Below are 9698 nucleotides of genomic sequence, written 5' to 3' on the forward strand. Positions count from 1 at the left end.
CGGCGCCGGTTTCGGCAAAGTCGTCCTCGAGATCTGAGCCAGGAGCGCAGATGAGCCAGGTCCGCTACGAGGTCGACGACCACGGGGTCGCCTACGTCACCCTGGATGCACCCGAGACCCGCAACGCGCTGAGCGACGCGCTGCTCGACGAGTTGCTGGGCGCGCTGACGGGGGCCCGCGACGACGCCGGCGTACGTGTCGTGGTCATCGGATCGTCCCACGAGCGGATCTTCTCCGCGGGTGGCGACCTGAAGGCCTTCGCGAGCGATGCGCCGACGATCGAGAAGTACGCCGGACTCGACCGCTTCCCCCGGCTCTACGGGTTGATCGGCGGGCTGGGCAAGCCCGTCATCTGTGCGGCGGGTGGCGATGTCCTGGCTGGTTCCTTCGGCCTCGCGCTGGCCTGTGACCTGGTGATCGCCAAGGAGGGCGTTCGGTTCGGCTGTCCCGAGATCAACGTCGGCGTCTTCCCCTTCATGATCTCCGCGCTGATCTATCGCAACGTCCCGCGGATGCGTGCCAACCAGTTGATGATGCTGGGTGAACCGATCGACGCGGCCGAGGCAGAGCGCCTCGACATCGTGAACGTCGTGGTGCCCGCTGACGAGTTCGACGCCACGGTGCGGGACTGGGCTCATCGCCTGGCAGCCAAGTCGCCGCTGCTGATGCGCCTGGGCAAGGACGCGATCAATGCGACCAGGGACATGAGTCTCGACGCTGCGCTCACGGCGCTGCAGTCGCAGCTCGCGCTGGCCTTCACGACCGAAGACATCAGGGAAGGCGTCGCGGCCTTCCGCGAGAAGCGCTCACCCCTGTGGAAGATGAGGTGATCCCCATGGCGGTGACCGCTGGAGTTGAAGCGCCGACGGGATGGCGCCTGCGAGGTGGGCCCTGGTACGTGACGGCGGCGTTCGTCCAGCACCGTAACGAGGGCGGCACGCTGGTGACGCTTCCGGTCTCCCTGGCGCACGCCAAGGAGATGGGCACGCTGACCACCGCCTGTGGTGTGTGGGCCTACTCGTGGCGACGGATCCTCGACCTCCCGTTCCCGCTGCCCGCAGGGTCGGCTCCGGGCGTCGAGATGTGCCGGGACTGCAAGAACAAGGTGATCGAGGAGTGGTGATGAACGACCGGATTCTTCTGGTGGACGGCGCGCGGACGCCGGTGGGCAGCTTTGGCGGGGTGTTCAAGGACACCCCGGGCTTCGAGCTCGGTGCCACAGCGGCGCGGGCCGCTCTCGAGCGGTCCGCCGTCGCCGCCGAGGACGTGCAGGAGGTGGTGATGGGCTGCATCGGGCAGGTCGGTCCCGACGCATACAACGCCCGTCGCGTTGCGATCGCTGCCGGGTTGCCGAAGAGCGTTCCGGCCTACACCGTCAACCGGCTGTGCGGATCGGGCCTGCAGGCGATCTGGTCGGCCGCGATGGAGATGCGCTGGAACGACCTCGACATCACCCTTGCCGGTGGCGACGAGTCGATGACCCGGATGCCGTTCTACGACTTCGGTGCGCGGGCGGGCTACAAGCTCGGCGACCGGTCCCTGGTCGACGGCACCGTGATGATGCTGACCGACCCCTTCCACGGTGTCCACATGGGCATCACGGCCGAGAACGTTGCGGCGAAGTACGGCGTCTCGCGCGTCGAGCAGGACGAGTTCGCCCTCGAGTCGCAGCGACGCGCGGCGACCGCGGAGGCGAAGGCGGTCTTCGCCGAGGAGATCGTTCCTGTCGAGGTGGGCGGCCGGAAGCCGTACACGGTGACCGAGGACGAGCACCCCAAGCCCGACACCACGATCGAGACGCTGGCCGGGCTGCGCCCGGCCTTCCAGAAGGACGGCACGGTCACGGCCGGCAACGCCTCGGGCATCAACGACGGAGCGGCAGCGGTGGTGCTGGCGCGGGAGTCGGCAGTCGCCGAGCGCGGGCTGCGGCCGCTCGTGGCGCTGGAGGCGGTCGCCACGGCAGCCATGGAGCCCGAGCTGATGGGCTACGCCCCCGTTCTGGCGCTGCAGTCGCTGTTCGAGAAGACCGGCACCAAGCCCTCCGACATCGGCATCATCGAGCTGAACGAGGCGTTCGCCTCCCAGGCGGTGGCGGTGGCCCGTGACGCCGGGCTCTCGTCGGAGCAGGTGAACCCGTACGGAGGCGCCATCGCTCTCGGTCACGCGGTCGGCGCGACCGGCGCGATCCTCTCCCTGCGGGTCGCCAAGGACCTCGCGCGCCGTGACCTCGAGCTCGGCATCGTCACGATGTGCATCGGCGGTGGGCAGGCGCTGGCGGCCCTGTTCCGGCGGGTCTGACGCCGACCAGTCCGGTCGGTTCCGGACCCCGGAACGCCTGGTTCACCGGCGTCGGCCGACGCGGCAACCTGAGGGTGCCGCCGGCCGCGCCGGGACGGCCAGACCCGAGGAGACCGACGTGACCACGACTTCCTTCCGCGCCGTGTACGACGCAGCGCTCTCGGCCGAGGCCGAACACTTCCTGTACGAGGAGGCCGACCTCCTCGACGACTGGCGGCTGCCGGAGTGGCTGGAGCTGTTCCTGCCGGAGGGGCAGTACCTCGTGCCGTCCACGGATCTGCCCGATGGCGACCCCGGCCGGGACCTCTTCATGGTCCAGGACGACAGGTTCCTGCTGGAGCAGCGGATCGGCTCGCTGATGAAGCGCTCGGCCCACGCGGAGTACCCGCACTCGCGCACCCGCCGGATGATCAGCAACGTCGTTGCCGGGGCGGACGACGAGGGCCGGGTCCACATCCGGGCCAACTTCGCCGTCTTCCGGATGCGCAACGGGGCGTTCGACACGTACGTCGGCTGCTACCGCCACGTCCTGGAGCGCGACGAGACCGGGGCCCTGCGCTACCTCGTCCGCCGCTCGGTGCTCGATCTGTCCGCCCTGCGTCCGCACGGCAAGGTCAGCATCATCCTGTGAACCGGTTGCAGGGGAAGGTCGCGATCGTCACCGGCGCGAGCCCCAACATCGGAGGCACCCTCGCTGCCGGTCTCGCAGCGGAGGGCGCCGTGGTGCTGTGCACCGACCTGTCCGAGGAGGTGGCCGCCGCTTCAGCCCGTCGCATCATCGACGCCGGAGGCGACGCGATCCACCTCTCCGGTGACGTCACCGACCCCGCGCACGCAGAGGCAGCCGTGGCCCTGGCCGTCGGGCGCTGGGGTGGCATCGACATCCTCGTCAACAACGCGGTGTTCTTCCAGCAGCAGGGCGTCCTCGACATGGAGTACGACGCCTTCCGGCGCCAGCTCGACGTGATCCTGGGTGGATCCTTCCTCTTCACCCGGGCCGTCGGCCGCTCGATGATCGAGCAGCAGCGCGAGGGCAGCATCATCAATGTGCTGTCGACCGCGGCCTGGCAGGGCCAGCCCGGCAACGTCGGGTACTCCACCGGGAAGAGCGGGCTGATCAACTTCACCCGGTCGACCGCGATGGAGTTGGCGCAGTACGGGATCCGCGTCAACGGCTTCACCCCCACGGCGACCGCGCCGACCGACCCGGAAGCACGGCAGGCCATGGAGGCATTGCTGGCCCGCCCTTCGGCGTACCGCAACGACTTCGTGGCGCAGCTGCCGCTCGGGCGCCTGCCCACTCCCGACGACTACGTCGGTGCCGTCGTCTACCTCGCGTCCGACGAGTCGGCGATGGTCACCGGAACCAACATCACCGTGGATGCGGGCGCGACGGCCAAGTACTGGCCGTGGATCCCGCACCCGACCGACTGAACGACGAGCTGATTGACCGACTGAGCCCCCGGAGGCAGACATGTCCGACGTGATCCTGATCGAACCGAGTCGAACCGAGCTGGCCGACGGCGTGCCCGCACTCGAGATCCGGCTCGGAGGCACCCAGCGGGGGTTGATCGTGCTGCTGACCGACGATGCCACGCCGGAGGTCGAGGTCATCGAGGCGATGAACACCTTCGCCATGGAGGGCTTCGAGTCGCTCGCCCTGCGGGTCTCGCCCGGTGTCGAGACGCTCGCCGAAGCGCGGGCGAAGATGTGCGGGTGGTCTGCCGAGCAGATCGGGATCGTCGGTATCGGTGCAGGCGGAACGCTCGCACTCGACCTGGCCCGGACCCGGCAGTTCGGTGCCGCGGTCAGCCTGTCGCCCGTTCCCGACGTCGCATCGGTCGCTGCCGAACCGGTCCTGAGTACGCCGTGGCTCGGCCTGTTCGGGGCCGGCGCCGGCGATGTGACGGCGACAGAGCTCGTCCGGCTCCAGAAGGTCCTCGACGAGGGCTCAGACATCTTCAGTCGGGTGGTCGTCTATCCCGGGGTCGGGGCCGACTTCCACCGGCGCACCGAGGACGGCATCAGCTTCTCTGCGTCGTACGACGGATGGCAGCGCACGGTCGAGTGGCTGCTCGCCCGCGTGGCGGCCCGGCTCACCCCCTTCGCCGTGTCGTGGCGGGAGCGGCAGTCGCGCGCCGCCTGAACGGCAGCACGGAACAACGAAGGCCGCCCCGCAGATCTGCGGGGCGGCCTTCGTGCGTTGCTGTCAGGACGCGGGTGACGTCACCGGGGCGCGCTCCTGTCGCGGTGCCGTGAAGGTCGCGTCCAGCGGGGCCTTCGGCTCGGCGGGGAGCTGCTCGCCCGTCACCAGCTCGTTCCAGCGGCGCCACCAGGTGCGCATCTGCAGCTCGTCGGTCGTGTTGCAGACCGGCTTGTTCATGCCGCGCGAGATGTCGGACCAGACCAGCTCCCTGGCCGAACCAAAGCCCACCTGGCAGGTCTCCAGCGCCTCGACGTCGTCGGGCGAGGCCAGGCCGCCGGGACCCCAGAAGGTGAGGAAGTTGTCGAGGCGCTGCTTGCGGAGCTCGTCGCCCTCCTCGGGCGGCGCGAGCTCCCAGGCGGTGACCTCCATGTAGTCGGGGGTGATCGGGTCGATCTTGCGAACGACCACACCCATGACGAGGTCCACGATCACCAGGTTCGGGAAGATCACCAGGTTCCGGTTGCCCTTCATGCGGTCGACCCAACCGGGTCCGTAGGTCTCGGCGAACTGTTCGAAGCGGGCCTCGCGCTCGGCGGCACCCGCGTCGGACAGCGGCCGGCCGAAGAGTCCCTCGGTGGCGGGTGCGCCCGCGACCACGGCGTGGCCGTTGCCGAGGTCGATGCCCCGGGAGTCGCCGAGCGCCTTCGGGTCGAGCTTGCCGCGCGCGGCGAGCACCATCTCGAAGTACCGCTGGTGCGTCGACACCGCGTGGTAGCCGTCGATGCTGTTCTCGACGAGCAGCTTCCAGTTGGCCTTGATGGAGTACTCGTGAGTGCCGTCGAGGACCTCCATGCCGACCGCGGACTGGTCGCAGACGAGGTCGAGGTACTCCTTCGCGCCGGCGAGGTAGGTGGAGAGGTCCACGATGTCGGGGTCGAAGCTGATGAAGACGAATCCGCGATAGGAGTCCACCTTCGCGGGTGACGCCAGCCCGGGACGTTCGAAGTTCTCGCCGTAGGACTCGTCACTCGGCATCGAGACCATTTCGCCCGCCGTGCTGAAGCTCCACCCGTGGTAGAAGCAGGTGAGGAAGCGGGCGTTGCCCTTGTCCTCACGGCACAACATCGCGCCGCGGTGGGGGCACGAGTTGATCCAGACCTTGACCTCCCCCTTCGCGTCGCGGGCGAAGATGAGCGGCCGGCCCGCGACCGAGCGGGTCTTGTAGTCGTTCTTCTTCTTCAGCTCGGTCTCGTGGCCGATGTAGAGCCAGGTGTGGTTGAAGATCTTGTCGCGCTCCAGCGCGAAGACCTCGGGGTCGACCATGGTCGCGCGGTTCACCTGGAAGCGCGGCGTCTCACGGTCGTCGTTCACGTAGGTGGACACCGGACGACTCCTTTGTCTCTGAGAGTGGATTGCGATCACCGTGCAGCAACCGCAGCGGTGGGGCATCGCGTGGTTCCGGACGCCGGAACGGGCCGTGGTGACCGGCCCGCACGCTGACGACAGTGGGACTCCGGAGATGGAAGGAAGTCCGATGGAGAGTGTGCAGACGGTCGAGCGGCGTTTTGCCTGCAACGACGGGGAGCTGGCGCCGGGCGAGTCGATGACGGTGCCGCCGAGTGGGCCCGGAACGGTGGCCGTGGCGGTCTACCGCACCGACGACGGCGCCTACTACGCGACCGCCGACACGTGCACCCACGAGGACTGGTCCCTGGGCGAGGACAGCGACCTCGAGGGCAACGAGGTCGTCTGCCCGCTCCACATGGCACGTTTCGACATCCGCAGCGGCGAGGCCCTGTGCTTCCCCGCCACGGTCGCCCTGGCCACCTTCGAGGTCGTCGTCGACGACGGCAAGGTCTACGTGCTCTGATGCGCACCGTTGTCGTGGTCGGTGGTTCGACTGGTGGAGTCCGCTCGGTCCAGGCCCTGCGCCGGGCCGGGTACGACGGCCGGCTGGTCCTCGTCTCGGACGAGTCCCACCTGCCCTATGACCGGCCGCCGCTGTCCAAGGAGATGCTCTTCGCGAACGCGACCGACGAACCGGTCCCGCTGCTGACGCGCGCCGAGGTGGCGTCCCTCGACGTCAACCTCCGCCTGGGCCAACGGGCGGTGGCTCTCGATCCGGCCGCCCGGGTCCTCACGATCGAGGTCGACGGAACCAGCGAGCAGATCGAGTACGACGCGTTGGTGATCGCGACCGGCGTCGAGGCCCGCCGCCTCCCGGCAACCGAAGGCATCGCCGGCGTCCACGTGATCCGTCGTGTCGAGGACGCACTCGCCCTTCAGGCCGTGATGGGTGCCGGCCGCAGCGCGGTGGTCGTCGGTGCCGGTTTCATCGGCGCGGAGTTCGCCTCGGCGGCCCGCGCCCGGCACATGGACGTCGCGGTGGTCGAGGCTCAGGCTGCTCCGCTCGAACACGTCCTCGGTGCCGAGGTCGGCGCCGAGGTGGCCTCGGTCCACGGGGCCCACGGCGTCGACCTGCACGCGGGCCGCACCGTCGCCGAAGTGCTGACCGAGAACGGCCGAGCGGTCGGAGTCCGGCTCGACGACGGTGCGGAACTGGCCGCCGACATGGTCGTGGTCGGCATCGGTGCCACGCCCGCGACACAGTGGCTGACAAGTTCGGGACTGCCCGTCCAGGACGGCATCGACTGCGACGAGGACCTCCAGGTCCTCGGCTTCCCCGGCGTGTACGCCGTGGGTGACATCGCCCGTTGGCCGCACCCGTCGTACGACCGGCCGATCCGCATGGAGCACTGGACCAACGCCGGCGACCACGCGCAGATCATGGCCGCCCACCTGACCGGCCGACCGCGGCCGGCGGCACCGCTGCCCTACGTGTGGTCGGACCAGTACGGTCACCGCATCCAGATCGTGGGCCGCCCGTCCGAGGGCAAGGCCACGGTCTTCCACGGTGGCATGGCGAGCGGCGACCTGGTCGCGCTGTACGCCGCCCCGGACGGTCGAATCGTCGGGGCGCTGGTCGTCGACGACCCCCGTCTGCTGATGAAGGTGCGCAAGGCGATCGGCGCCGGCGCACCCGTCACCGAGGTCGAGCAGTCGCTGCTCACCACCTCGGCCTGAACAACACCATCGAAGGAGACATCGACGTGGCCGACGTACTTGGTGTGGGGCTGACCCACTACCCCCCGCTCGCCGGAGCCGACGAGCACATGGCGAACCTGCTCAAGAGCGCACTCAAGGATCCTGACATCCCCGAGGAGTTCAAGGACCGCGCGGCCTGGAGCGACCTGGCCCGCGAGGAATGGGGCGAAGACGGCGGCACCGCCGCTGCTGCCGCGCACCGGGCGCGTCTGCTGGAGGACATGCGGATCTGCCGCGAGGCGATCGACGAGTTCGAGCCGGACGTGCTCCTCGTGTGGGGCGACGACCAGTACGAGAACTTCCGCGAGGAGGTCATTCCGTCCTTCTGCATGCTCGCCTACGACGACACGGTCGTGGAGCCCTTCGGCGTGCTCACCCAGAAGCTCAAGGTGCCCAACGTGTGGGGGCTGCCGGCGGACACGACCTTCACCATGAAGGGCGACCCCCAGTTCGCCAAGCAGGTCACCATCGACGTGCTCAACGACGGCATCGACGTCGCCTACTCCTACGAGCCGCGCCAGGGCATCTACTTCCCCCATGCCTTCGGCAACACCCAGCTGTTCCTGGACTACGACAACGTCGGCGCGAAGTTCCCGTACCCGGTCGTGCCGATGGCCGTGAACTGCTACGGCGAGCACGTCATCGCCCGCAAGGGCGGCATCGCCAGGTTCGCCGAGATCAACGCCGGCGAGCAGCTCGACCCGCCGGGCCCCAGCCCGAAGCGTTGCTTCGAGTTCGGCCGTGCCGTCGGCCGGTCGGTCGCCGCCAGCGGCAAGCGGGTCGCACTGGTCGCCTCGTCCAGTTGGTCGCATGCCTTCCTGTACGACGCCGGCTGGCACCTGCGGCCTGACACGACATCGGACCAGGCGCTCTACGACGCGATGCTTGCTGGCGACTACGACACGTGGAACGCCCGTACGAGCCGTCAGGTCGTCGACTCCGGCCAGCACGAGATGCTCAACTGGTTCTGCCTGCTCGGGGCGATGTCCGAGCTCGGCCTGGAACTGTCCTGGTCGGACTGGGTCGTGACCGAGATCTTCAACTCCAACAAGGCGTTCGCCCTCTTCAGGTAGGGCCCTTCGTTGGTCGAGGAGGTTGCGCAGCAACCGTCTCGAGACCGGGTAGGTCAGATCTCGCGGGGGAACCAGTGCTCGCGGCCCTCGGCCAGTCCGTTGTCGACGTCCTCGGCGATGCGACGAACGGTCAGGGTGAGGGCCCGCTCGGCCTGCGGGGGCAGCTCGGTCCCGGTCGCGAAACCGAGGGAGACGGCGCCGATGGCGAAGCCGTTGAGCAGGACGGGTGCGGCGATGCAGCTCAGTCCCGGCTGGGCCTCGCCCTCCTCGCGGGCGATGCCCGCGTCGCGGACCTTGCGGAGCTCGGCGATGAGGGTGTCGACGGCGGTGATCGACCGGGTGGTCATGCCCGGAAGCGGGTTGGGCAGGAAGTCGGCGAGGTCATCGAAGTTCTCGTGGGCCAGCAGGGCCTTGCCGATCGCGGTGCAGTTGGCTGGCAGCCGGCCGCCGATGCTGGTGATGGAGGCAGGGGACTCACGCGTGGCGAGCTTCTCCAGGTAGACGACGTCGAACTGCCTCAGCACGGCGAAGTGAACTGTCGCCGAGCTCCAGCGGTGCAGCTGGCCGAGGTGCGGCATGCCGAGGTCGCGCATGTAGCCGGCCGGCGTGCCCGCGCCGAGCTGGAGCAGGCCGAGACCGATCTTGTAGCCGGACCGGTGGTGTTCGACGGCACCGAGCTCGACGAGTCGTGCGAGCAGGCGGTGGACCGTGGACTTGGGCAGCGCCGCGGCGCGAGCCAGCTCGCTCAGCGTCATCACCCGCTCGTGCGGGTTGAACGCACGCAGCAGGTCGAAGGCCTTGGTCAGGATGCTCGGCGGCTCGGTGGCCGGAGCGGCCGGAGCGGCTCCTGCGTCCTGTTCGGGTTCCGACATCACCTGTTGGGTCACGGGCCCACCCCCTTGGTCCAACCATTTGCCGTGATGCTCGTCACTGTACCTCCGCGCAGTCTCGTACGGCAGCCCTGCGTTCCGGTCCCCGGAAATCCCTCCTGCCGGATCGGCTCCCAGCGGGCACCGTGTCGGGATGGACGCGGGCGAGCTCACCGGTGGTGTGGACCTGCACGCCCACTGGATGGG

The 9698-nt window shown here is 69.1% G+C and carries 11 protein-coding genes; 9 read left to right on the forward strand and 2 right to left on the reverse strand.

The window, feature by feature from the left end:
- The first annotated feature begins 50 nt into the window (after positions 1-50).
- The 6 genes from ACOADB_RS28890 to ACOADB_RS28915 all read left to right on the forward strand — a co-directional run bounded on the left by ACOADB_RS28890 (position 51) and on the right by ACOADB_RS28915 (position 4444).
- A complete protein-coding gene (locus ACOADB_RS28890) occupies positions 51-830 on the forward strand; it encodes an enoyl-CoA hydratase/isomerase family protein (RefSeq protein WP_378607394.1) in 780 nt (259 codons plus the stop codon).
- A gap of 5 nt (positions 831-835) precedes the next feature.
- Complete coding sequence (locus tag ACOADB_RS28895) at positions 836-1123, forward strand: hypothetical protein (protein ID WP_378607397.1); 288 nt, start codon at positions 836-838, stop codon at positions 1121-1123.
- A complete protein-coding gene (locus ACOADB_RS28900; protein WP_378607401.1) occupies positions 1123-2298 on the forward strand; it encodes a thiolase family protein in 1176 nt (391 codons plus the stop codon). The genes ACOADB_RS28895 and ACOADB_RS28900 overlap by 1 nt, the downstream gene beginning before the upstream one ends.
- 118 nt (positions 2299-2416) lie before the next feature.
- Positions 2417-2929: an aromatic-ring-hydroxylating dioxygenase subunit beta gene (locus ACOADB_RS28905; RefSeq protein ID WP_378607404.1), complete on the forward strand. Its 513-nt coding sequence runs from the start codon at positions 2417-2419 to the stop codon at positions 2927-2929.
- Complete coding sequence (locus tag ACOADB_RS28910) at positions 2926-3732, forward strand: SDR family NAD(P)-dependent oxidoreductase (RefSeq protein WP_378607407.1); 807 nt, start codon at positions 2926-2928, stop codon at positions 3730-3732. Before ACOADB_RS28905 ends, ACOADB_RS28910 begins: the two co-directional genes overlap by 4 nt.
- Positions 3733-3772: 40 nt before the next feature.
- On the forward strand, positions 3773-4444 hold the full coding sequence (locus ACOADB_RS28915) for a dienelactone hydrolase family protein (RefSeq protein WP_378607410.1): 672 nt from the start codon (positions 3773-3775) through the stop codon (positions 4442-4444).
- A 63-nt stretch (positions 4445-4507) separates the two neighbouring features.
- Here ACOADB_RS28915 and ACOADB_RS28920 read toward each other — a convergent pair whose 3' ends face one another.
- The gene (locus ACOADB_RS28920) at positions 4508-5827 is read right to left on the reverse strand and encodes an aromatic ring-hydroxylating oxygenase subunit alpha (RefSeq protein ID WP_378607413.1); all 1320 of its coding nucleotides are present in this window, start codon (positions 5825-5827) and stop codon (positions 4508-4510) included.
- A 151-nt stretch (positions 5828-5978) separates the two neighbouring features.
- Between ACOADB_RS28920 and ACOADB_RS28925 the strand changes: the two genes are divergently transcribed.
- Genes ACOADB_RS28925 through ACOADB_RS28935 form a run of 3 tightly spaced genes read left to right on the forward strand, consistent with a single transcriptional unit; the run spans position 5979 to position 8622 of the window.
- Positions 5979-6314, forward strand: coding sequence for a non-heme iron oxygenase ferredoxin subunit (locus ACOADB_RS28925; RefSeq protein ID WP_378607416.1), 336 nt, complete (start codon positions 5979-5981; stop codon positions 6312-6314).
- The gene (locus ACOADB_RS28930) at positions 6314-7528 is read left to right on the forward strand and encodes an NAD(P)/FAD-dependent oxidoreductase (protein ID WP_378607419.1); all 1215 of its coding nucleotides are present in this window, start codon (positions 6314-6316) and stop codon (positions 7526-7528) included. Before ACOADB_RS28925 ends, ACOADB_RS28930 begins: the two co-directional genes overlap by 1 nt.
- 26 nt (positions 7529-7554) lie before the next feature.
- Positions 7555-8622: an extradiol ring-cleavage dioxygenase gene (locus tag ACOADB_RS28935; RefSeq protein WP_378607422.1), complete on the forward strand. Its 1068-nt coding sequence runs from the start codon at positions 7555-7557 to the stop codon at positions 8620-8622.
- Between the two features lie 53 nt (positions 8623-8675).
- Here the strand turns inward: ACOADB_RS28935 and ACOADB_RS28940 are convergent, their stop codons facing one another.
- The gene (locus ACOADB_RS28940; RefSeq protein WP_378607426.1) at positions 8676-9509 is read right to left on the reverse strand and encodes an IclR family transcriptional regulator; all 834 of its coding nucleotides are present in this window, start codon (positions 9507-9509) and stop codon (positions 8676-8678) included.
- Positions 9510-9698: the final 189 nt, after the last annotated feature.

The sequence above is a fragment of the Nocardioides sp. CPCC 206348 genome, from assembly GCF_048654705.1.
Classification (GTDB): Bacteria; Actinomycetota; Actinomycetes; order Propionibacteriales; family Nocardioidaceae; genus Nocardioides.

What these genes read in the sequence shown, in the direction of transcription:
- ACOADB_RS28890 (WP_378607394.1), top strand. Translation starts at nt 51, where the DNA reads ATGAGCCAGGTCCGCTACGAGGTCGACGACCACGGGGTCGCCTACGTC.
- ACOADB_RS28895 (WP_378607397.1), top strand. Translation starts at nt 836, where the DNA reads ATGGCGGTGACCGCTGGAGTTGAAGCGCCGACGGGATGGCGCCTGCGA.
- ACOADB_RS28900 (WP_378607401.1), top strand. Translation starts at nt 1,123, where the DNA reads ATGAACGACCGGATTCTTCTGGTGGACGGCGCGCGGACGCCGGTGGGC.
- ACOADB_RS28915 (WP_378607410.1), top strand. Translation starts at nt 3,773, where the DNA reads ATGTCCGACGTGATCCTGATCGAACCGAGTCGAACCGAGCTGGCCGAC.
- ACOADB_RS28925 (WP_378607416.1), top strand. Translation starts at nt 5,979, where the DNA reads ATGGAGAGTGTGCAGACGGTCGAGCGGCGTTTTGCCTGCAACGACGGG.
- ACOADB_RS28930 (WP_378607419.1), top strand. Translation starts at nt 6,314, where the DNA reads ATGCGCACCGTTGTCGTGGTCGGTGGTTCGACTGGTGGAGTCCGCTCG.